Source organism: Flavobacterium melibiosi (genome assembly GCF_048158545.1).
GTDB lineage: Bacteria > Bacteroidota > Bacteroidia > Flavobacteriales > Flavobacteriaceae > Flavobacterium > Flavobacterium melibiosi.
The window spans coordinates 31837-55925 of record NZ_JBLNKU010000003.1; the positions used below are offsets into that span (position 1 = coordinate 31837).

20 protein-coding genes are annotated in these 24089 nt (G+C 33.1%); 4 read left to right on the forward strand and 16 right to left on the reverse strand.

Annotated elements, in window-relative coordinates; translation table 11 throughout:
- Positions 1-73: 73 nt before the first annotated feature.
- From ACM55F_RS04145 to ACM55F_RS04170, 6 genes are all read right to left on the reverse strand, one after another.
- The gene (locus ACM55F_RS04145; RefSeq protein WP_416852450.1) at positions 74-1345 is read right to left on the reverse strand and encodes an NRAMP family divalent metal transporter; all 1272 of its coding nucleotides are present in this window, start codon (positions 1343-1345) and stop codon (positions 74-76) included.
- Positions 1346-1520: 175 nt separating this feature from the next.
- Positions 1521-3812 carry a translocation and assembly module lipoprotein TamL gene (gene tamL, locus ACM55F_RS04150; RefSeq protein ID WP_416852451.1) on the reverse strand — a complete coding sequence of 764 codons (2292 nt, stop codon included), beginning with the start codon at positions 3810-3812 and terminating at the stop codon, positions 1521-1523.
- Entirely contained in the window at positions 3805-8808 is a 5004-nt protein-coding gene (locus tag ACM55F_RS04155) for a translocation/assembly module TamB domain-containing protein (RefSeq protein WP_416852452.1), read from the reverse strand. Before ACM55F_RS04155 ends, tamL begins: the two co-directional genes overlap by 8 nt.
- Before the next feature lie 167 nt (positions 8809-8975).
- A complete protein-coding gene (locus ACM55F_RS04160; RefSeq protein ID WP_416852453.1) occupies positions 8976-10658 on the reverse strand; it encodes a Na/Pi cotransporter family protein in 1683 nt (560 codons plus the stop codon).
- 164 nt (positions 10659-10822) lie between these two features.
- On the reverse strand, positions 10823-11623 hold the full coding sequence (locus ACM55F_RS04165) for an NIPSNAP family protein (protein WP_416852454.1): 801 nt from the start codon (positions 11621-11623) through the stop codon (positions 10823-10825).
- Between the two features lie 15 nt (positions 11624-11638).
- Positions 11639-12487, reverse strand: a complete 849-nt coding sequence (locus ACM55F_RS04170) for a carboxypeptidase-like regulatory domain-containing protein (RefSeq protein WP_416852455.1) — start codon at positions 12485-12487, stop codon at positions 11639-11641.
- 348 nt (positions 12488-12835) lie between these two features.
- Here ACM55F_RS04170 and ACM55F_RS04175 point away from each other — a divergent pair, with 348 nt between their 5' ends.
- Positions 12836-13684, forward strand: coding sequence for a transglutaminase-like domain-containing protein (locus tag ACM55F_RS04175; protein WP_416852456.1), 849 nt, complete (start codon positions 12836-12838; stop codon positions 13682-13684).
- Between the two features lie 34 nt (positions 13685-13718).
- Here ACM55F_RS04175 and ACM55F_RS04180 read toward each other — a convergent pair whose 3' ends face one another.
- From ACM55F_RS04180 to ACM55F_RS04195, 4 genes are all read right to left on the reverse strand, one after another.
- Positions 13719-14273 carry an OB-fold nucleic acid binding domain-containing protein gene (locus ACM55F_RS04180; RefSeq protein ID WP_416852458.1) on the reverse strand — a complete coding sequence of 185 codons (555 nt, stop codon included), beginning with the start codon at positions 14271-14273 and terminating at the stop codon, positions 13719-13721.
- Positions 14274-14361: 88 nt separating this feature from the next.
- The gene (locus tag ACM55F_RS04185) at positions 14362-15282 is read right to left on the reverse strand and encodes a helix-turn-helix domain-containing protein (RefSeq protein WP_416852459.1); all 921 of its coding nucleotides are present in this window, start codon (positions 15280-15282) and stop codon (positions 14362-14364) included.
- 69 nt (positions 15283-15351) lie between these two features.
- A complete protein-coding gene (locus ACM55F_RS04190; protein WP_416852460.1) occupies positions 15352-16362 on the reverse strand; it encodes an aldo/keto reductase in 1011 nt (336 codons plus the stop codon).
- Positions 16363-16491: 129 nt separating this feature from the next.
- A complete protein-coding gene (locus ACM55F_RS04195; RefSeq protein ID WP_416852461.1) occupies positions 16492-16929 on the reverse strand; it encodes an acyl-CoA thioesterase in 438 nt (145 codons plus the stop codon).
- A 263-nt stretch (positions 16930-17192) separates the two neighbouring features.
- Here ACM55F_RS04195 and ACM55F_RS04200 point away from each other — a divergent pair, with 263 nt between their 5' ends.
- A complete protein-coding gene (locus ACM55F_RS04200) occupies positions 17193-17573 on the forward strand; it encodes a hypothetical protein (protein ID WP_416852462.1) in 381 nt (126 codons plus the stop codon).
- 111 nt (positions 17574-17684) lie between these two features.
- Here ACM55F_RS04200 and ACM55F_RS04205 read toward each other — a convergent pair whose 3' ends face one another.
- The 6 genes from ACM55F_RS04205 to ACM55F_RS04230 all read right to left on the reverse strand — a co-directional run bounded on the left by ACM55F_RS04205 (position 17685) and on the right by ACM55F_RS04230 (position 22645).
- The gene (locus tag ACM55F_RS04205; RefSeq protein ID WP_416852464.1) at positions 17685-19157 is read right to left on the reverse strand and encodes a serine hydrolase; all 1473 of its coding nucleotides are present in this window, start codon (positions 19155-19157) and stop codon (positions 17685-17687) included.
- A 41-nt stretch (positions 19158-19198) separates the two neighbouring features.
- Positions 19199-19522 carry a nucleoside triphosphate pyrophosphohydrolase family protein gene (locus ACM55F_RS04210; RefSeq protein ID WP_416852466.1) on the reverse strand — a complete coding sequence of 108 codons (324 nt, stop codon included), beginning with the start codon at positions 19520-19522 and terminating at the stop codon, positions 19199-19201.
- A gap of 178 nt (positions 19523-19700) precedes the next feature.
- Entirely contained in the window at positions 19701-20837 is a 1137-nt protein-coding gene (locus ACM55F_RS04215; RefSeq protein ID WP_416852468.1) for a hypothetical protein, read from the reverse strand.
- A gap of 129 nt (positions 20838-20966) precedes the next feature.
- On the reverse strand, positions 20967-21506 hold the full coding sequence (locus ACM55F_RS04220) for a hypothetical protein (protein WP_416852469.1): 540 nt from the start codon (positions 21504-21506) through the stop codon (positions 20967-20969).
- Between the two features lie 136 nt (positions 21507-21642).
- Complete coding sequence (locus ACM55F_RS04225; protein WP_416852471.1) at positions 21643-22131, reverse strand: hypothetical protein; 489 nt, start codon at positions 22129-22131, stop codon at positions 21643-21645.
- Positions 22132-22135: 4 nt separating this feature from the next.
- Positions 22136-22645 (reverse strand): hypothetical protein, encoded by a 510-nt coding sequence (locus tag ACM55F_RS04230; protein ID WP_416852472.1) that lies wholly within the window; start codon positions 22643-22645, stop codon positions 22136-22138.
- Positions 22646-22946: 301 nt separating this feature from the next.
- On the opposite strand from ACM55F_RS04230, the gene ACM55F_RS04235 reads away from it, so the two are divergent.
- On the forward strand, positions 22947-23414 hold the full coding sequence (locus ACM55F_RS04235; RefSeq protein WP_416852474.1) for a helix-turn-helix transcriptional regulator: 468 nt from the start codon (positions 22947-22949) through the stop codon (positions 23412-23414).
- A 3-nt stretch (positions 23415-23417) separates the two neighbouring features.
- Positions 23418-24056, forward strand: coding sequence for a nucleotidyl transferase AbiEii/AbiGii toxin family protein (locus ACM55F_RS04240; protein ID WP_416852475.1), 639 nt, complete (start codon positions 23418-23420; stop codon positions 24054-24056).
- Positions 24057-24089 lie beyond the last annotated feature (33 nt).

Genomic DNA, 24089 nt, shown 5'->3' on the forward strand with positions numbered 1-24089 from the left:
AATTATAATTTTTTTATTTGTTGTGATTTTTTTGAAGTACTGCACTACAGAATCGCAAATCCTAAATTCAGGGCTAATTATCGGTCACTTGCAGGTAAACTAATGTGAGTGCTGCAGTTGTCATAATAAGAAATGCTATAATCCCAAGGATATTAGCAGTTCTCCCGTTTGTATATTCTCCCATCACATTTTTGTTGTTTGAAATATGCAGAATAATAGCAATTAATACAGGTGCGGTCAAGCCATAAAGAATTGCAGTGTATAGCAGTGCTTTTATTGGTGAAATACCAATATAATTTAAGGATAAACCTAATATCAGTGAAATCGCAATAACAATATAAAATGCTTTTGCTTCATGAAATTTTTTGTCCAGCCCCTGTTCCCAACCAAAAGTTTCGGTGATAATATAAGAAAGGGAGCCGCTTAAAACGGGAATAGCCAAAAGGCCTGTACCAATAATCCCAATTGCAAAAAGAAGGTATGCGGAATTACCTGCTAATGGTTTTAATGCCATTGCTGCTTGCTCCACAGTTTCAATTTGATGAATTCCACTTTTAAATAAAACGGTTCCGGTAGTAAGAATAATAAAAAACATGACCAAACCAGAGAAGGACATCCCGAAGTCGACATCTTCTTTCATCTCATTAATTATTTTTTTATTTACCATTAAATGCTTTTTCCTATGTTTCATTTCTTCCACTTCCATGGATGCCTGCCAAAAAAACAGATAAGGAGAGATAGTCGTTCCAAGGATAGCAACAAGAATGCCGATATAATCTTTGTTAAATTGTATCGTAGGAATAAAGGTTGCCTTGAGTATTTCCATTAAATCCTGTTCGTATAAAAAGGGTACAATTAAATACACCAAAAGAACTACACAGAGGTATTTGAGTGTTGAAGCAATTTTTTGATACGGTAAATAGACAATTAATACCAACAGAATGATAGTGAAAACAACACTAAAAAAAGTGGCTTCAATTGTGGGGAACAGTAAATTACCTACTGCACCCATTGCAGCAATATCAGCGCCGATATTCATTATGATAGCAGGGAAACTGAAAAGTAACATGAGATACAAAACGGGTCTTGGATAATTTTTTTTAAGTGTACCTGTTAAACCCTGTGCAGTAACCAGACCAATTCTGGCGCACATTTGTTGAATTGAAGCCATTAGTGGAAAAGCAATAAGCGCAGTCCATAATGTTGAGAGTCCAAATGCAGCACCTGCCTGAGAATAAGTAGCAATTCCGGAAGGATCGTCGTCACTGGCACCTGTTATTAAACCGGGTCCTAAGAGTTTCCAAAAACGCATAAACTTGGTTAATATTCTTTTCTTGGCATCCATTTTTTAACTGCTTTTGAGTTAGTAACCGATAACACAATTGTGATTCGTAAAAGTACAACCATATCCTATGTTTTTAATCTCTTAGTTAGGTGCAAAATTTTGAAGACTAAAATTCGAGATTGTCAATTGGCAACAGATTACCACTTTTTTGATAAGCGCTTTGTTAATTTCCGGATTAAAAAGGATATCCAATGGCTAAATTGAAAACTAAATTTTCTTTTCTCCAGGTGCCATTTCCAAAACTTATTTTATCTAAAACCCAACGTTCGCCATCGGGCAGATACGGTTTCCGAATAGGGAAGGCGAAGTCCGTTCTAAGAATAAGAAAAGAGAAATCAAAACGCAATCCGACTCCTGTCCCAACGGCTATTTCGTTCAGGAATTTTTTAGAAAATTGAGCGCCCGGTTTTTCGGGATTATCTTTCAATAGCCATATATTTCCTGCATCTACAAATAACGCACCTTTTACAAAGTCGTAAATTTTGGCTCGGTATTCCGTGTTAAATTCCAGTTTTAAATCACCTGATTGATCTGCCAAAAAAGAACTGGTAGTAGCAGAACCATCAAAACTTCCAGGGCCTATGGAACGTGCACGGAACGCTCTTAAACTATTGGTTCCACCAATGAAGAACTGCTTTATAAATGGCATTTCACGCGAATTTCCGTAAGCAAATCCAGCTCCGACAATAATTCTACTGGCCAGTTGGGAGTCCGGTCCTAATTTTAAATAATGTCTAAAATCGTTTTCTATTTTAACAAATTGGCTAAATGGAACATCAAATAGTTTAATGGTGTCCCCTTTTTGAATATTTGCTCCCGTAACTAATCCGGCAATGTTTCCAGCAAGATCTATAGTGCCTTTGTAGTAAAATGTATTTTTCTTTCTTTTTTGTAATGTATTGGTGTAAGTATAGGAATACGATGGTCCAAAGATTAATTGTTTTTCGATTACTTTCCCCAAAGAAGCATTAGCTAAAATTTGTTCTTGGTATAAGGGCGTTACATTTTGCGGACTGGCATAAGTGATCTCTGTAACATTAAAGAGGTGTTCTTTTCGCTCATTTTCTTTCCATAAATAACCAAAGGAGCCTTTGAATGTTTGTAAGGAATATAATTTAATCCTGTTTTGAAATTCATATCCTATTGTAGCTTTTGTTTTTGGCACAAAACCACTTGCGGGGTTTAGTTTAAAAGGAGATACAAATCTTGGCCAGACCAAATTAGCTTCAGTACCAACGCGATATACATTAAAACCGCTGTTTTGTCCGGAAACTTGTACTTCAACGCCACCAAATGCAGAAATGGTAAGCAATTCTGCACCTCTAAAAGCATTTCGATTACTCCAATTAAAATTCAGTTCTGTTCCGGTATAATTAGCGGAATTGGTTTTTGCCAGGACTTCCATCCGAATTGACTTTTTTGGTAACGGAGTAAGGTAATAATAGGCATCCAGATAATTTCCAATCGTATCAGAAGCCCTAAACTGATTTTTCACAAATTTGAAAGTACCCAAATTCACTAAGCGATTCAAAGATAAATTATGATCGGTACGATTGTATAAATCTTCTTTTTTGAAATACAGTGCCCGATCAAAAACGCGTGGTTTGAATAAATTTTCAGGATCTATAATGGTAAAATCATTGTATTTTTTAATTGAATTATAATCAATTTTCAAACTATCAGAGGCAATAGAGTAGTTTGGATAAACAATGATTTTATTAATTTTGAATGGCGTTTCGGCTAGTTTGGGTGTTTCGTCTTTTACTTTTACGATGAGGTCAACCTGATGATCGGCAACGGTACTGTCCACCTGAACTTTGAGGTAATCGGGATTAAAGTAAAAGAAACCTTTTTCTTTTAGTCTGGCGTCAATTCGAATTCTTTCCAGTTTTATAGCATCAAGACTGTATCCCTGATCTTTTTTTAACAGACTTCTGCGTCTGGTATTGCGGACAGCCTTTGAAATTATAGAGGAATCTGTTGGGAATTTCACTTCTCTGATTTTATATTGTTTTCCCGGTTTTACACTATATTCTGCAGTTGCTCTTTTACCTTTTCTGGTTGAATCTGCGGTGGTTTTCGCATTGAAATAACCACTATTTTCAGAGAAATTTTGTACCACACTTTTACTGTACTCTAAATCGACCTGACTGTATAAGACGGGTGGTTCTCCCACTTTGGTTTTCAGCCAATGGCGCCATCCTTTTTCTTTTTTTGGTGTTCCCGCTAAATTGTAGATGTATAATTTTGGACGTAATCCTAGAAAAGAGGAGTTGGGTTTTGGTCTAAGAATTTCTTTTAAAGCCGTTTTTAAAGCTTTATTTTCTTTCTTCGAAGTTTCATTCCCTTCCACTTTTACTTTTGCACCAATATAGAGAAGATCCCCTTCGGGTAAATATTTTGTATTGCTGCACGATGTGGCAAACAATGTTAAAAAAAGAAAATATAGTAAATGGGTCTTATTCATCAGATTTCTTTTTTGATTCCTTTTTTAATTTTTTAGCTGCTTTTTGCGCTTCACTTTTACGGAATAATTCCTTGAATTTATTGTAATCCAAAGTGATTATAAAAGCAATTCCGGTCTCCACAACTTCACCTTGAAGCGCCACTTGATATTTATTTAGCCGGTACGCTCGCATTTTATATCTTCCGTCTTTTGAAAGCTGGTAGTCAATAGAAACATCACCGGCAATATTATTTGCATTTTGATTGACTTGTTGCGGTCCTTCAATTCCAAAACTACTTCCAACAGTAACTTTTAACCGGTCATTCAGTAGTTTTTTGGAGATGCCTACATTCAAATCGGTTCTGTTTTCTCGCTGCCCGGTAGTATAATCGTCAGAGGTATTCAAATCAAAATTAAGTTCTACGCCACTGATTAAATCTTCTGCGAGATTATTAAGTTGTTGCGATAGAATTTTACTGGCACTTTCCCTGGCTATTGATGAAACGTTTGTTCCACCAGTTTCGCTGGCAAATGGATTCTCTCCGATAAAACGATTCAGTAGGAGTAAGGCAAAAACCTGTTTGTTCAATTCATCCGGCTGCTGACGTAATTGGGTCAATTTAGCTTGCGTAGTATTAATGATTTCAGTCGAAACGCTATTGTTTCCTTCCGGTAAAACAATATCAAAAGAAATGTTAGGTTTCATTAATTCACCAGTCATTTTTAATCCGGTTTCAAAAGGAAGTTTTTGTTTGTAGGTGTTTCTCACTTCGGCAGTAATATCATCTCCTAATTGGTCATTCACTAAATCAATTGGGGCTGCTTCTGTTTTATAGATTGCTGTAATACTAATATCTGCCGTTGTAGGTTCTCCGGTCCATAGAATATAACTTCCTTTTTTGATATCGAATTTTCTTTTAATAGCATTAAAATTCATTTCATAACTACCTTCAGATAACTCGTATCTTCCGGTCAGTGTCGTTTTTCCGGAAGGGTCTATTCCACCATTCAATTGTGCTTCTCCTTTTAATTTTAGGAAATCTCCGTTGGCTTTGTCAATGACCAGTGATAATTCGGCCTCTTTATCTATTTCAATATTTACGGAGGCATTGATTCCTTTTATATCCATTTCACTGCTCAATTCATCAAGAACAATAGTGTCCATTAATTGTGGATGGTCTTGGTCAATGAATTCCACAATTCCTTCTCTATCGGCAATTGACGGATCAGATTGTGGTATAACAATAGTAAATTCAGTGTCTTTGTTTATTTTGATATTTCCTTCAACAATAGGATTGTCAAAATTACCTGATATTCTTAAATGATTGTCTAAATATAATTCGCCATAGTACTTATCATTGTCTTTGGCTTTAGAATTGATAGCCTTAAAATTGTCAGCATCTAAGGCTAGGTCAAAACCAAAATTTCTGAAATTCTCACTATTGATTTTTCCATTGATGACTAAATCATTGTCTTTTTCATCTTTAATAATAAAATTATGAAAAATAATGGCATCGCTTGTAAATACGATTTTATCATTGATAGATTTGAAGGTTGAATTGAGTTGAGTGGCTTTGAAACCAATTTCATTGAATTGCAATTCCCCAATCACTTTAGGCTGTTTTGTATTTCCTGTTATTTTAAAATTTCCTGTCAAAAAACCGGTGCTTTCCTTGATGTTGTCCAATGTAAAACCTTGAATGCTTTTCAAATTCAATTTTTCAATAGTCAGATTCATATCAAAACTGCTTTCGTTTGTTTTGTAAAATCCGTCCAAATTGACTTGATTTCCCTGGCCTGTAATTCCAACTACGGCATCATATCTATTTGCAATTGCATTATTTACTTTTATACTAATGTTACCGACAGTATCTTTTTTGAAAGTGAAATTTTCAATATTCAAATCCGAAGTGAAAAGCGGCGTTGTATTTACATTTTTAACCAATGCGTTTCCATTGATTTTACCGCTCATTTGTAAATCCTTTTTTTCAACCATACTAGTAATGGTTTTTATGTCAAAATCCTTAAAATCAATCATGATAGGTGCATTCACATTATCAGATTGAGATTGGATTCGGATGTTACTACCGTCTTTACTCAGTTCGAAATTATCAGCATAAATTCCTTTTTTGCCAAAACGAATTAAATTGTCTTGCGATATCTTCCAAGATTCATAGTTGAGTAACAGATTATTTGGATCAAGACTTATTTCATTATTTCCGTTTGTTGCTTGTAATGTACCGGTTATCAAGTATCTTTCTACGTCTTTTATATCTTTTAATTGCAATGTATAGCCTAGAATATTTTTTTCGACTTTTCCTGAAATGTTTGTATAAGGCAACTGAATTTGTTTGTTTTGGATATCATCTACAATCAAAGTGTACATAAGCGCTTTATCTTGAGTATCTACTTTTAGAGTTGCGTTTGTAATGGTATTTTCGCCATACGTTAATTTTGGAATAGCACCGCTGAGGACAATAGAATCGTTTACCGAATTGTATCTTCCGTCTATAGTAATAGGTTCAAGACTTTTTAATTCAGGTATAAGTTTCAATAGAATGGGACTGTCTTTTACACTAACTTTAAAAGCAAATTGTTGTTTTTCAACAGCTATTTTTCTTGAATTCGGGTTGCCATCATAATATTGAGCAATAGAATTTTTTAAAGCGGTCGCTATTTTTGATAATTTGTATTTTCCATTTATTTCGCCATCCAAAAATGGGGATTTCAATAGCAATGTGTTTTTTTCAGAAGTGGATGTAGCAAATACATTAATAGAATCAATTACAAATTGTTCATTCGCATTGGCTATGGTGATGCTGTGCGCATTTACAGTTCCGTTGAGGTAATCTAGATTAGCCGATTGAATGTCGGCATCTACAACGCCTCTTATTTTCATTGGACCTGCATGCAGATTCAGTTTTTCCAAATCGGCGATGTCAACATTCAGTTTCAGTTTACCGGTAGGATATTTATCTCTGAAGCTCCCGCTGCTGACTAAATCAAAAGTAAGGTTAGGATCTTTTGCAAAAGCAGTTGCATTGAAATTTCCGCTACGAATAGTTCCTTTTACATCCAGATTCTTATACGTATATTTATTATAATAGGCTTTTAGAATAGTTCCGCTCAAAGAAGCTGTTGCTGTTTTTGGGTTGAAACCAATTCCTTTTATGTTTGCTTTTAAAGTGACTTTTCCAATAGAATCATTTTTGATGAATTTTCCTAAATCGAAATTTGTCAGCTCCGTTTGAGCATCATATTTCTCCTGGTTTTTTATTCTACGGTCGTAGGCGCCTTTAATTTTGGCATTTCCAAAACTACTTATCAAATTCATATTGGTATTGAAATTAGCAATAGTCCCTTTGAAAGTTCCTACTGCACTGAACTTCGCAGGCAATTGAATTGAATTAGGAATCGTTCCTGGAGGTAGAAATCCATTAAAATCTTTCGAGCCGGATTCTAAGTCTTTAATGTTCAAATCAAAGTAAGCTTTGTTGACATCTGGTAAACCGATGATTCTTCCGCTTGCAGCTACTTTTGTAGTTCCAATACCACTAATCAGTATATTCGGGAATTCAATATTTTTTAATTTTCCTCTAATGATTCCATTTACGAGCAGTATCGCATTGGGATGGCTCATGAAAGGATTTGTGTTTGTTAAAGTAGGAGCAAAAAGTAAAATATCCTTAACGCCTAATTTACTTTTCTTTAAATAAGACGTAAGCCCTAATTCGCCTGGGTTTTTTGCTAGTGATCGGATAGAAGGATATCCAATTCTGATTTCATCCCTCAATTCTGTTTGAGGTGTTTTTAAATATAATTTTTTAAGAAAAGCATTCTTTTTACCGTAGAAAAATTCAGCGTTAAACGACTGAACATTTAGTCCGCTTTTGTCTTTAAATGTTAACGAATTTACATCTCCGGAAATGTTTTCGGGATTGTAATTTAAGAAATCCACTTGCAGGTTTAAATTGGTAATATTCAGATGGTTGTAGTCGATTCCTTTCTGAGTTGCAATATTGTTATTGTCATAACGAAAGATAACTCGTTTAAATTCAGTCTTATTTACTTTGACTTCCCAGTCGTTGGATTCACCGGTTGCAGTTTCTTTATTTGTATTTTTTTTGTCTTGTTTACCAAAAGTCAAATCGCCTTCTACACCAACCAAATCAATACTTTCAACTAATAATAATTGATTGTAAAGATCAATTTTGTCGATTTTAGCTAATAGTTTTTTAAAGTAGAATTTAGTGGATAATTTAGTTTCCTCGCTTTGATAATCGAAATCAATTTTTGCCAAATCAATTTCTCCTAATTTTAATTTTAAGATGGATTCCGGAGTGTTTTTAGCGGCGGCCACTTTGGTTGCATTGGATATTTGAACCAAACCTTGTTTTAATTTAAACTTTAGTCCATTAATTTTAGCTTTTGGAATTTCAAAGTTCATTTTGTCTAAATCGAACGTTTTAATTCTCGTTTCAAATTGATTTAGAGTAGCAATGATATCATTTTTTGTAACGGCATCGGTATACTTAAAATGTATTCGGTTCAATTTAATTTCTTCTAGGGAAAATTGCATCGGTGGTGAATCGCTTTTCTGTTTCTCTGGTGAAGCAAAAGCCTTAACGATATATTCAAAATTAAAAATGGCTTTGGAATCTCTGTTTAGATTAGCTGAAATACCTTCCATTTCCAAGAAATTAATTTCTATTTTGTTGTTCATTAGTTGTAAAAGGCTAATGTCAACAGCTAATTTCTCTCCAGCAAAAAGAGTGTCTTTTTTTTGATCTTCAAAATAAACGCCTTCGAGAATTACTTTTTTTGGAAGTCCAATTTCTATTCGGTCAATAGAAATTTTTGTTTTAATTTTTCCTTCCAGATACGTTACCGCTTTTTCTTTGGTGTAGTTTTGAACCGAAGGGATTTGAATGGCCACAACCAATAGTAAGAACAACAAGAGTACTGATCCTATTATCCAAAGGAAAATCTTTAAACTTTTCTTTAAGTATTTTTTCAAATGGTCTTGTTTTTAGGTCTAAAATTAACCAATTTAATCCAGAATAGCAATTGCAATCATAAACAGGATTATCTGCAAAGGTGAAAAATATAAAAAGAAATTTATTACAAAGTTTACAAATTTTATTGTAAAATTTTTGGATGGTGTTAAAAAGAGATATGCTCAGTTTATGTTTTATAGGTCGGAATTTCATTAAAATTTTCTGCCTGTTTTTCATCTAATAGAATGTCTTTTACAGCCATTAACATCGCCTTATTTGAAGTAAAAAGTTCTCTGTTAAAATTGATAACTGTTGTAATGTCTATGTTTTCAATAGTGGCGAGTTGTGCTTCAGTATAAAAGGCGTTGAGTGCAGTGGTGTAGTTTTTTTGAATCGTATCAAATAAGGATACCAGTTCTTCAAAACTAACCGGTTTTTCTTTTTTGAGTAACGTATTTAATTTCAGGTAGAGATTTTCAGTTTCATTTTTGTGATGCAGGAAAAATTGATATTTAATGTCTTTAGAGGAATGACTGAGATTCGTAATATTACTTCCAATATCTTTCACACTTTTCACGGCGTGCATGGAGCTTCGCCCAGCAGAAATTAATTGGTTGAGTTCAGAATTTTGTTCGCTATTTAATTTCACTCTTAATTTCAAATAAAAAGCCTGTAATTCACCTTGCAACTGTTTTAGGAATTCGTATTTTTCTTCAATAGTTTTTGAATCAAAATTCCTTTCCTTATTAATTTCTTTGTAATCAATTTGCTCCTTAAGTGTGAGCATGTCGATCTTGAATAATTCTAAATTAAAAAGCATTGAATTATGAATAAAATAGCTTGTTTCCCTTCGGAATAAATCCAAAGCCGTTTCTGGCTCCGAGATTGAGGCGTGTCCTATAAAAGCTGCTGTAGAACCATCGGTTTTTTTGAAAAAACGCTCCAGAAATTTTGTAAATAAATCCAAAACGGGAAGGAATAGCACAATAGCCAGCAGATTAATCAGACTCGAAAAAGTAACCAACCCAATAAGCGGATCTTTGATTTTTATAATATCGGTTATCAGTAAAAGAATTGGTTTTAGCAGTGCAAAAGCAATTGCGGTAATGAAGATATTGAACAATAAATTGCCCAATGCCACTCGTTTTTTGGAAGCATTACCACCAATTGCACTTACAAGAATTTTAATTATGGTACCGGTTTCTGAACCCAATACTATTGCGGCTGCCATTGGGAACCCAATCGCTCCAGCGTTGAGAGCACTCAATGTAAGCGCCATGGTAACGGAACTCGATTGAACAATCAACGTGATTAAAAAACCAATAAGCAGAAAAATAATTAATGGCATCGAAGCATATTGTAAAAAATCAAAATGCTGTACCTGTGATTCCATAGCCGTTTTCATAAAAGAAAGGCCGATGAACATTAATCCAAATCCCAAAAGAAAATAAGAGACGTATTTTATAGTCTTACGGTTTCCGAGCAGAATTAGAAGAAAACCACCCAGACAAACTGCCGGATAGGCAATCACTTCAATATTGGTTTTAAAACCAAGGGTGGCGACTAGCCAGCTTGCGAGAGTAGTTCCTAGATTCGCACCCAGAATAATAGCCATGGCATTTTTCATCGTAAAAACACCTGCACCAACAAATGCCAATACCATCATCGAAACCATAGAACTGCTCTGAAGAACACCGGTTACTATTGTTCCACCGGCTACAGCGCCGAGATTATTTTTTGTGATACGCTGAAGAAACAGTTTGAAACTTCTCCCTGAGAGATTCTTCAAGGATTCCTCCACCAGATACATGGCAAAAAGGAACAAGCCTATTCCTGCAGCGAGTTTTAGTATTGTATTGAGTGTTTCCATAGCTGTAAATAGCACTAAAGATACTTAAATTTATTAGTAAAATCTTGCTAAAAGAATCAGCTCCCCCTATTTTAAAATTACTACGTGTTTTCTAATCTTAAATAAAAAAACTACAACTTTTTAGAATTGTAGTTTTGTTTTATGAAATGCTTGAGTTATAAAATCTAATAATCAGAATAGTCTGTTGGATACAAAAAAGTAATGTCTATGTGGGAAATATTGTTTTTATATTTTTCCATAGCTAGTAGTCCTTTCCATTCCGGTGAAGCTGAAAAGGCCTTCCAGTGCTCGTCTCGTCTGGCTTGATCTGCAAAAGTGGTCATGTACATCAGGTTTGGCATCTTGGCACCCGAAATCACTTCACCATAAAAAACAGCATTAAATGCAAGTCGGTCAAAGAGTTTTATTTCTCCACCGGCATTAAACATATCGACTTTGTTTTTATAAATGGCTTCGGTTGCTGATTCGTAACTTCTTAATTCATATACTCGATTTGCTCTTGGACTATTCAAAACGGGAGTTGACAAAATTGGATGATCAGCGAATGCTTTCAATAAAATAGATTCGATACGGACATATGCTGCTTGTTTATAAGTTGCATTCAAATAATCTGCTCCGGCATTCAAATAGGTTTTGTCTTTAGCCAATTTTTCTTCCAATCCAAGAAATTGTGACATGGATGAAAAAGGAATTAGTACTATAATCTTTTTTATCGTGTCAGTAGCATTTGGTTTTGGTTTGAAAATCCCAATATTTTTAATACCTAATTTTTTTAGTCCAGGCAAATATGCTTCTTTCAAGAATTTATCAGTAGTTTGTACCTGCAGATCTGTTTTGAAAATATATGTTTTGATCTGGTAGAATTCTCTTGATTGAACTACAATTTTAGAATCAGGTGTTATTCTTTTAAAGCTGGTGATGGCTATGGCGATAACCACTAGGAATAATAATTTTGTTGCTTTCATGTTTTATTTTTGATGTTATTGTTTATAAGTTAGTACCATTGCCGAAGAGATATTGCTATATTTTTCCCATGAACCCTGACTTCCAAATTTGTAATAATGTGTAGAGCCAAAAGATGGGATTATAATAGGGAGATCTAGTCTATTGCCATCAGTTGAATGATCTATCCATTCAACTGTAATAATTATATCTTCTTGGGTAATGATTTTAAATTCTGATAAATCTACAGTTACCCAATCTTCATACTTTTTATAAGCATCAACGACTATATTTGACTGATTAATTCTCTGATCTGGTTTGTTGTTTTTTATCGTGTACATATTAATTCTAAAACGGACCATTTCAAAATTATTATCTTTAATAAAAAATTTAAAAGATGTTAATAAGCTAGGTTTTGTGTTACCCAAAATAAATCTTTTACCAACTTCAGAACCTAAATTAAGATTTTTTATATTAGGATTAGTAAATAGTACTTCATGCTTTGTTTCCGTTTTAAATTTACCAACAGAATAGGTTTTAAGGTTACCAGAAGTTATAATAACTTCATCCAGTTTTTCAATAGTATTTTCTAATGAAATAATAATAGGGATTGTAATATTAAAATTATCTTGAATGGTTATTTCCTTTGGTTTAAAACCAAGACAAGAAATTTTTAAAGTGTCTAATTGTATGGAGTTATCCAATACTAAACTAAATTCTCCATTTTCATTAGATACAGTTCCTAGAGATTTATTTAAGATTCCAATATTGGCATATTTGATTGGTTTGTTTAGACTGTCAGTTACAGTTCCTTTTATTATTTTTTCTTGCGAAGATATAAAAGAGGAATACAGTACGGCAAAAATTATTAGACTTAAATTTTTCATTTATAATAGTACGTTTTTTTCGATTTAAAGATGTCAATAATTGTTTCATGTCAAATCGTGTTATCTTTTTCAGCTTAAAGCAAGTGCCACTGCAGCTACCGAATGAATTATGGCGGTGTCGAAAATAGGAACGGCTATATCTTCCTTTTGTTTGTCAATTTTTATTCCTTTTTTCAAAACCGATTGAAATTCTTGTTGTGTTTATAAAAGTATAAAAAAAAGTATCACTTTTTTGGAATTGCATAAATAGATTCTATCGGATTTAAGAATCTGATAAAAGCGAATATCAGGTGAGAATAAATCATACAATCGTATTTAGTACCAACTGCAAATTGGTAAATTTACAAAATGAAATTTGAAGTATATAGTGAATTGTCATATGAAGTCTTTTCTCCAACTACCTTTATTTTTAATATACAGGCAGCAAAATCAGCGAGCCAAATAATTATTTTAGAATCTCTAATTGTTACTCCCGCTATAAAATTTGAGGAATTTACTTTGAAAAATTCAGGAACACGTTTTGTGAAAATGGAAGTGGAGCAAGGGGTGTTTTTCACAATAAGATACCAAGCAGAAATTGATGTTCAATACACAATTTATGATGAAAAAGCACTTTTGCAGTCCATACCAATTATAAATTTGGACCACGAAGTTTTGCCTTTTATTTCTCCTAGCAGACATTGTGAGTCTGATAAATTATTAGAATTTGCTACAAAGGAATTTGGATATTTGCCAAATGAATATGCTAAAGCAAAAGCTATAAACGAATGGATATTCAACACTATCAAATATAAAACAGGCGTTACCAATTCAAGTACTTCAGCATGTGACACGTTACTCCAGAAAGTTGGTGTTTGTAAAGACTTTGCCCATTTAGGAATTGCGCTGTGCAGAGCGTTAGACATACCGGCACGCTATTTTACCGGATACGCCTATAACCTTAATCCACCTGATTTTCATGCTTGTTTTGAAGCGTATATTGGTGGAAAATGGATCTTTTTTGACCCCACTAAATTAGCTGTTTCTAATGGATTAGTGAAAATTGCAAATGGGAAAGATGCTTCGGAAGTAGCGGTTGCCAGTTACTTTGGGGATGTTAATTGTATTTTCATGAAAATTGAATGCAATTCTACTACAGCTGACTTTATACCTTTTAATACTGGATTTGATAAAATAGAAGCCATTTCTTATGATTAAAATGCGATTTCTTAAATGTTTATTGGAGTAGTTTTTAATCTAAAATTTTTCTAACGGTGATTCGGTTGTCGTCTCCCATTTTCCAGATTTCACCAAACAGAGTAACGTTTTCTCCTATTTTAAATTCACGAAATTTTCCTTGGGTTCCAAGATTTGGAATGCTAATTACGGCAAAATAAATTGCTCCTTCGTTTGTTTTTATTTTGGCAGTATAGCCATCTTTCCCTTTTTCGATAGATTGAACTGTTCCAGTGATTTTAGCTTCGGCAACGTTCTTCTGTTTCAGTTCCAAAATTTCTCTGACAGTAATTTGTTTTTCTTTTCCCATTTTCCAAACTTCTCCTTTCACGGTAATTGTATCTCCAATTTCCGCCTGTTTGAATAACTGGGGATTACTCAAATTAGGAATGCTAATTGTTCCAAAATAAATGTGTCCTTTTGCATTTTCAATTGTTGCAGTGTAGCCATCTTTCCCTTTTTGAATAGCCGAAACTTTCCCACTAACGGTAGCTGTTTTTCCTGATGAGCATGATACGAAGCTTAATATAATCAGACTTAAAATACTGTTCTTTAGTATGGAATTTTTCATTTTTTTTGTTTTCTTACGATGTAATAATTGCTAAATGTATCATTCCTTTTCACAAATACAATGCGTTATCAATAATACATTTTTAGGTTTAATTGAAGGAACTTCTAAATTCTAAAGGTGAAACATTGGTTTTACTTTTGAATAATTTGCTAAAAGACTGCGGGTATTCAAAGCCCAATTGGTACGCTATTTCACTAACGGATAAAGAAGTTGTAGTCAAAATTTCTTTGGCTTTTTCAATTAACTTATCGTGAATGTGCTGCTGCGTACTTTGTCCGGTGAGTGATCGTAGCATATCACTTAAATAATTTGGAGAGACATTCAATTGCTCTGAAATGTATAGAACGGTTGGAAGACCAAGTTCCTGAACTTTGTTGCCATTAAAATAATCCAAAAGCAATTTTTCTAAATTACTCAACAAATCATTACTGGCATTTTTTCGGGTAATAAACTGTCTGTTATAGAATCGGTTGGAATAATTGAGCAATAATTCAATGTGTGAGAGTATAACATCCTGACTAAAACCGTCTATTACAGAGCAATATTCGGTATCAATATTTTGCATAATGTCCGTAATCATTGCTTCTTCCTTATCCGAAAGGTGTAACGCTTCATTTACTGCATAGGAGAAAAATCCATAGTCTTTGATGCTTTTTGCCAAGGCATAATTTTGGATAAAATCCGGGTGAACGACTAACCATATTCCCGAAAGCGCTATATCTTCATCAACAACAGTCGAAATTACCTGACCCGGTGAAAAAAAGGTCATTATACCTTCGTCAAAATCATAATAATTTTGTCCATATTTCAATTTACCTTTAAAACCCTTTTTGGTACAAACCGAATAAAAATTATAAACGAAACTTTTTATGCTTTCATCAAAATGACATTTTATTTCATTCAGATTAATGACACTAACCAATGGATGCTTTGGTTTAGGTAGTTCCAATAAACGATGCAACTCAGAAATTGAATTGATAATATACGGAGAATTGGTCTCTTTTTTCATGATGCAAATTGTAAATTCAGTAGGAAAAGTGAATAGTAAAGATAGCTTTTCCTACTGAATAATGTTGTTTTATTGATCGATAGCTCCCATATTGGCAGCGTCATAACGATCGCCTGTAATAGTTCCTAAAGGGATAATGGTTTCTAAACGGTTTAGGTCTTCAATGCTTAATTTAATTTCGGCAGCAGCATTATTTTCTTCGACATATTTCACGCGTTTTGTTCCTGGAATTGGTAAAATACCTTTTGAAACAATCCAGGCAATGGCTAATTGTGAAGGTGTTATTTCTTTTTCGGTAGCCAATGTTTTTATTTCATTTACCAAGGCAATGTTTTTGTAAAATTGTTCGCCTTGAAAACGAGGTAAACTTTTTCTAAAGTCAGTATCAGGAAAATCATCAGGGCTTTTGATGTCTCCAGAAATAAATCCTCGGCCTAATGGGGAATAAGCCACAAACCCGATTCCAAGATTTTGAAGTGTTTTTAAAATTCCCGTTTCTTCTACGCCACGCTCAAACAAAGAATATTCTGTTTGTACCGCAGTCAAAGGATGAATACTATGGGCTTTTTTTATGGTCTCCGATGAAACTTCTGAAAGTCCGATGTGACCAATTTTTCCTTCTTTTACCAATTCAGCCATTGCCGCAACTGTTTCTTCAATTGGCGTGTTTGGGTCTAAACGATGCAAGTAATACAAGTCAATATAATCAGTTCCCAAGTTTTTAAGCGAACGCTCCACGGCTTTTTTTACATAATCCTTAGTACCGTTGAATTGCCAAGTAAGTTGTTCCTTGTCATCAATTTCATAACCAAATTTTGTGGCAATGGTATATTGATTTCTATTCCCTTTAATGGCTTTGGCGACAAGCCTTTCATTTAGTAAAGGACCGTATAAATCTGCAGTGTCTAGGAAGTTGTATCCTAGTTCCAATGAACGGTGGATAGTAGCGATAGATTCGGTTTCATCCGCTTTTCCATAAATATCCATTCCTGCAATTTGGGTCATTCCCATACAACCCAATCCTACTTTTGGAACAAAAAGTCCTTGACTTCCCAATTCGATTTTTTTATTAGTATTCATACTTTTTTTATTTAATTGTGGATTTAAATTAACAATGCAAATGTCAGTACGATACTAAATTTAAAAGTAACCCAATCTCTTATAGTTGTATCCAAAATCAGGAAATCAGGTTTATCTATTTAAATTCCTTTAAAGGCTTACAAAATCGTCACTTTTAGGGAAAATACTTAGGGCTTCAATAGCAATTTCAGGAGTTGGAGAAGCTAATTTTCGAAGTTTGGTATCCATCCAAGCGCCGTCAACCGTTATGGTTGCACAAAGTTTGTTGTCTTCATTTAAAAACTCATGCACAATAGACCAACGGGAAGCATCAGCATTTACTTTTGAGGTTTTGGTATGCATAAAAATTTTGTCAGAAAGTTTTATTTCCTTTCTAAAAACACATTCTTCTCTAAAAAGAATAGGACCAAAACTTTGTGTTTGCATGACCTTCATCGTTAAACCAAGACTTTCCAGAATTTCAATACGGTGTTGGGCTCCAAAGTCATAATAAGCACTGTGTCGTACATGAAAATTAGGGTCAAGATCAGACCAACGGAAGGATAATTCTTTGCTAAATGAAGTCATTGTTGTTTTTGTTTTTTAAATTATTTTTAGGGCACTTTCAGGATTACATTTCAATGAAAGTTTGTAGGTTTTAGAAAATCGAAAATACAAATAAAATCGGAATTCAATAATGGTAAACGTTGCTTTTTAAGGCTTTTTTATGATAATCAAGTAAAAGTAAATGGAGTGTTTGTTGATTATTCTATCCCAAAAAATATTGTGGCGTGTCTTTTGCATTAGAAAAAAGGATTATTCAATTCCGGATAATAGAAATAGCCATGTGTATGAAAAAAATAATTGTGATGATGTCGCTGACCGGTGGTATGTATGCTCAAGAACAAGTGTTTAATGTGCAACGGTATTGCATAGATGAGAAACCTTTTAGACAAGGCGAATGCAATGTAGCAGGAAATGAATATTCTTTCGTGTTCTTAGATACTAAAAAGCGTGATGTGGTTTTCTTTCTTACGGCTACAAAAATGAAATATAAAATTGTAGACTCCGGTATTTTTCCTCTGGATAGGAATTACACCTTTTATACTTTAGAAAATGAACAGGAACAAGTAGAAATGAGAATAAATAAGCAGCATACAAGAATTGAATTCCTGTATCCCAACAATCACATTTATTTGACTGTAGGGAAGTCTACTAAAGAAGTGAATTAAAAAGTGAATTCACAAGCGGGAGTTTTATTATTATTATTATTATTATCCGCACGGTCATGCTTTTGCAGTGAAACATGATGCGTGCGGTTTTTTTTAAATAGGTCTAATAATTTAGGACTTTGAAATTTCTTCCAATACTTTTTTCCCGTTTTCATTATTTGGATCAAGTTCTACGGATTTTTTATAATTTAGAATGGCAAGATTTTTATCTCCGTTTTTTAAATAGGCTTCTCCCAAACTATCATAGGTATTTCCTGATTGCGGAAACGCTTCGACATTTAGTTTGAAAACTTCTATTGCTTCTTTTACTTTTCCGGTTTGTAATAATTGATATCCTGCACTATTCATTTCATTTTCATTGATAGCATAGCTGTTTGAATTTTTATTTTCTTTAAAATAAGCTAATCCAGATGCAATTCCTTTTTCCAGAATAACGTCTACGAAAGCAGCAGCCAATGATTTTTTAGGCAAACTGTACGGTTTATTGTATAGGATATTTCTAATCGCTTTATTCATCTCGCTTAAGTTTGTACCGCCCGTATTATTTAATAAAACCACCAGATTTTTGTCAGACGGAATACGGGAAAGCAACGTGTTGAATCCATTTATTCCACCGCCATGCTCAATAACCAAGATGCTCTCATTCTTTTCTCCATTGAAAGCCTTATTGATGAACCATCCGTAACCATAATGTCCAGGTCCTGCAGGTATGTAGGAATTAAACAATAAATCTCGATATTTTTTCGAAAGTAACTGTTCTGTGTAAAGTGCTTGATCCCATAAATACAAATCATCTACGGTAGCATACAAAGAACCGGCAGCGTAAGGAATAGACAAATCAAGATAACTGGCATTGCTATAGTTTTTACCGTTTTTTTCATAACCTGAAGCTCTGTTTTTCAGAATCGTTTCATGGTGATCGAATCCAGTATTATTCATTTTTAGTGGCGTAAGAATATTGTCTTGTAAACATTGCTCATAGGTTTTACCGGAGGCTTTCTCTATGATGTAACCCAATAAAAAATAACCGGAATTGCTGTATGCAAATTTTTCGCCTGGTTTAAATTCGAGTGGTAAGTCAGCGAATACTTTTACAAATGCTTCCGGGCTGTACGGATTGATACTTAAATCTTTCACGAAATTAGGAAACGAAGTGTAATTTGGAATTCCTGATGTATGTGTCAGTAAGTGATGAATAGTGATTTTATCACCCGATGCTTTGGGATAATCAGGAAGATACGTTGCAATAGGAGCATCCAACTTTAATTTTCCTTGCTCGACTAATTGAAGTATCAACATGGAAGTAAATTGTTTGGTAACGGAACCCAATCGGTGTTTGGTATCCGGTTGATTTGGAATATTCCATTCCATGTTTGCCATTCCAAATCCCTTTTTATAAATTATTTTTCCTGCATCAGCGACAAGGATAGAGCCGTTAAATTGCCCGTATTCTGAATACAGATTCATCAACTTATCGATTTGCTCCGTTTTGGTTTGCCCAATGGAAACTGCTACTGTAATTAGCTGGATGAATAGAGAAATTAGGATTGTCTTTACTGCAAAATGCTTGGAACGTTGTTTCATGATGATTGTTGGTTTTAGTGATTGATGTTTTTTTATAATTTTTATTCCTCTAATAATTTTTCAGTTTTTGTCAAAAAAGATTCTATTGATTCATTAATGTCTATGTCCATTCGGTCTGCAAGGACTGTGAGCCACCAAATGCATTCGCCCAATTTATGCTGTAGTTCAGGATTTGTATTTGCTTTTGGCCAGCGTCCTTGTTGCGACATTGTGTAACGTCCTACTAATCCCGCATCAGTAAGAAAAGCCAAAGCATCTTCTTCTACAGTCCATTCACTGCCGTGGTGGGTCTTTTCCAGTTGATGGTATTGTTGTCTGATTTTTAACGCTCTTTCCTTAATTTCTTTTAAATCTAAATTCTTCATTTGTTGTTTATTGGGGTTAATCTGCGTAGTGGCTTTTGGATGAGTTTTTTTTAATTAAAACAGGGTAAATGAAAATATTAAAGTTTTGAATTTGTCATGGTCACGAGCGGGAAGATTGGGCTAGCTGGAGGAAAACGGTGCTATGTGTTGAAAGCATTTTGCCTTGATCGATAGTTCATTATTTGCCAAAGACATCAATTGAAAAACATTCTGTATACCCAGGGAATTTAATTTTTGGTAAATAAGAACATTCTATGTATTCTTCATGAAGTGATTCCTCTAATTGCATGGATGAATATAATGTTCCAGCCAAAATAGAAACAACTTCTACTGTATAGCCAGATTGTCGTTCAATTGTTATTCTTCTTCTGTTCACATCGTTCGTGATTCCGATTTTGTAAAAATCTTCAGAATTACCAATTAGACGGAAATAGTAAAGATTACAATTTATATCTCTTAGTTCTTGTGGTAGCAATTCTGACTTCCATTTTCCTCGATGAAGTTGCCGAGCACATGTTGGACATCCTTGACCTGATAAATGTCGATGACCACGTTGTTCGAACCATCCATGTTTTATACAGTATATACGAACAAATTCTGATAATATTTGAAAGGATGATTGGTCATATTGATAAGTATTTCCGTGATATTTTATTGCTGCTTGTATAAATTGAGGCCATGGAATTCTCTTATTTATTCCTTGGTTTTCTTCATAACAATCACGACAGCCTTGTTTAATCCATAAATGATTTCGGGCCTTAATTGAAAAATTTCCGTGCTTAGGACAGACTACAGTGATTATTGATTCTGGATTAATATAATTCTTTTTCGGGTACAAATAGAAATTTTTATGTTCTTCCTTACATCTATTAAAAAAATCCTCTACACTTAATTTTCTGGATATTTCGGTTCGCTCACGACCACATTTAGGACATCCAAATCCAGAGAGGTGATTACTAGGTGTTTGTTTAAATGATCCATGGATTGGACAAGTAATTTCGATTTTTGTTTTGTTACCCTCGTACACAAAGTTAGTGTAATCATAAACTTCTCCATGGACAGTAATTGCTTTTGAAATGAAGTCTTTGGCAGCATTATTTTTTTTTAATTTTCCCTGTTGTAACCGACTACAATCAGGACAATCCGTTCCCCGAATATGGTGGTCAGGCGTTTGCCAAAATAGACCATGGTTTGGACAAATTATTTCAACCTTTTCTTTCATCTTAGAAAATAAAACATTACGATACTCATATTTGTCACCATGAGTTTGCTTAAAACGTAATATTATTTCCTCTCCTGTTATTTTTTTTGACATCATCAATTCATTTAGAAACAGAATGTTTGTTTGAGTTACGTATTTGCTTTTTTAACACAACGTCTCACTACTAGAGCGGGTTTGGTGCAAATCTGCGCTATCTGGATTTTGTAGAACCTTTAGATTTTTCTATATTTCAATTAATCCTTTTCGATTTTTAAGATAAAAATATCTTTCTTTACCAGAACTATGATATGAATTCCTGATAGTGTTTAATTTCATTTTTTCCAAATCAATCTGTACTGTTAATTCTCGAATTTCACCTCCATTTTCATTTTGTATTAAAAAACCAGTTATTGTATGGCCATATTCTGATAAGCCAGTAAAATATTTAATATCAATAATTTTTGAACCTATTTTGAATCCTTGATTTATCATTTCTTTTTTCAATAAATCTTTTGTTTCTCTAAAAATAACATCAATATCCATTAAGCGCTCTTTCCTTTCTTCTTCTTTCAAATTTATCCACATTCCGTAATCTTTCATAAAAGCATATTCAATAATTAAATTTGTTTTTTCAAACTTAAAATTGCTTTCAAAATTTTCAATGCCTTTTTTTGGTTTTTTCCCCCCGTACAATTTAATAATTAAACGATATACCAAAACAAAAGGAAGCCCTATTAAAAACAGAATGATTAAAATAAATAATATTGCGGATAAAATTTCCATTTAATTATTTTTTTAGTATTAACACTTACATAAAATCTCTATGGTTTAGACCTTAATAAAACCGACTTTTCATTACCCTTAAAAACCAAATCTCCTGGAGTAAATGTTGGTAATTCGGTTTTATTTTTACTCACATTTATTGAACTAATTTTACTTTTAAATTTTTATCCAAAATAACATTACAACTGTCTAAAATTAGCGCACCCATTTTATTTTTACCTCTAAAGGAATGTTTTATTTTAAAAATATCGACGGGTTTATAAGTTTTCATATACCGGTCTATTTGAGTTAGATATGAACTTCTCATAGATGCTAAGCTGTTATAACTTTTGGTTGCTGATTTGATAGTTTCTTCGTGAGTCATTGACATTGCCAAATCATAAGCATCGGAAACTCTTTTGTCGATTTCATTATATTCTAAAACTAATTTTTTATATTTTTCTTCATCTTGATAAGATGATTTACCTTTTTCAAGTTTGCCGAATTTTACTGATTCATAACTTTTTGGGTCATCCATTTTGGTAGTTATATATTCTTCTACATTTTCTTTTGCTTGATTTTCGGGATTTTTAGTACAAGAAGCGAAAACCATAGCTAATGATAATCCTAAAATAATTTCCTTCATAATTTTAATTTCCTAACATTTTGTTCATTTGTTTTTTTTCTAGTTTCAACTCTTCTTTTCGGTATTTATATTGCATTTTCACTACTTCAAGTTGAGTTTCTAATAACTTTTCTAATTCAGAATCATTTATTTCATTTGTAATTTCAAGTATAGAAGTTTCATTTTCTGATATCTTGAAAGTCAATATAGCTTTTGGAAGTTTATATTCTGGTTCTTTTCCTGAATGTAATATTATTGGTTTATTGTCTTTATGCTTTTTCCAAATTTTCTTTATTATTTTAGTGAAATTTGAAATCAATTGTTCCGCAATACCTTTTGCTAATTCATCCACCACTTTTAAGGAAAAGTATATTGAAAATACTATTATATAATCCTCTGGCTTGCTCCCAAAGGCATAAATTGGTGGCTTTTCTAATTCACTTGGAATTTCTGTATCGTATCCTAAATTTTCTAATTCTAAAAAAAATTCTCTATCAATTCCATATAAATAATCCACTTTAATTTCCTTATCCATTCATTTTGGTTTTAATTGAACACAATTTGTCTTTACACTACAAATAACTTTTCTACCGTTTCGCTAATGTAATCAATTTATTACGAATCATCGGTGTTGAAATTCCTAAAGAAATCGAATAAAAACAAATAGAACTTAGGAGTTAGATTCCCTAGCCTTTGTAGCAATGGAAATCCTTTCCTCTGGATTTATTATATCTCATTGTTCTTTAAGTATTTATTTTTTATTTAAATTAAAATAGCTAGATGTTTTTCAAACACTAAAATTCAAAAGTGTAAACAATTTTGTTTACATTTGCATTATGAAAACGATTGACATCATAAAAGGAATTCATCCCGGTAAAATTGTGGAGCGGGAATTGAAGAAAAGGAACATCAACCAAAGGCAATTTGCGCTTTCTCTTGGTGAGCATCCTCAAACTTTGGGTGCCATAATAAAGGGTAATAGGAGGATGAATGTTGATTTATCTCTTAAAATGGAGGAGAAGCTAGAATTAGAAGAAGGTTTCCTGATGACGCTTCAAGTTTTTTATGACATAAAGGAAGCAAAGAAAGATAGTGATTATAAACCCGATTTTTCAAAATTAAGAAAAGGTATATTTTGGGATACTGATTTTGATAAAATTGACTGGAAACTAATGAAGGTTTCAATAGTGAAACGAGTTTTTGCTTATGGGAATAAAACGGAACAAGAAGAAATTACTCGTTTTTATGGAAAAGAGGAAGTTTCTAAAATTAATTTATTGCATCCTGAACTACTAACAAGATAGCTTATGTATTGGAATACGGTTTCCCCTTTACTTAAACAAGTTTTAATTGATTTAATGCAAGAAGAATTATTTTCTCCTTTCAGATTGGTTGGCGGAACGTCTTTGAGTTTGCAAATTGGACATAGAGTGTCTGTTGATATTGATTTGTTTACAGCTGCTGATTATGGTTCGATTGATTTTAAAGAGATAAGAAGTTTTCTGGAGAATAAATATCCGTATTGTAGCTCTAGAAATCTTGATAATGTTGCGTTTGGAACTTATTTTGAAGTAGGAAATTCAAAAGAGAATTTTGTAAAAATAGATTTGTATTATACAGATGAATTTATTTTTGATTCAGTTTCTAAGGACAATATCAGAATGGCTTCTGAAAATGAAATTATTGCAATGAAATTGGATGTTGTTTTGAGAGGCGGCAGAAAAAAAGATTTTTGGGATTTGCATTATTATCTTGATAAAGTGCCTATTGATGAAATGATTTCGTTTTATGAACAGCGCTATCCTTATAACGATTACTCTACAATTAAAAGTCAATTTTTAAATTTTGAATTGGCTGATGCTGATTTCGACCCATTATGTTTATTGGATAAATCTTGGGAGCTTATCAAATTGGATTTTTTTGAAAGTATCAATAAAAATTCCTAATCCCAAAAAAGAGAATTTAGGAATCAGATTTCC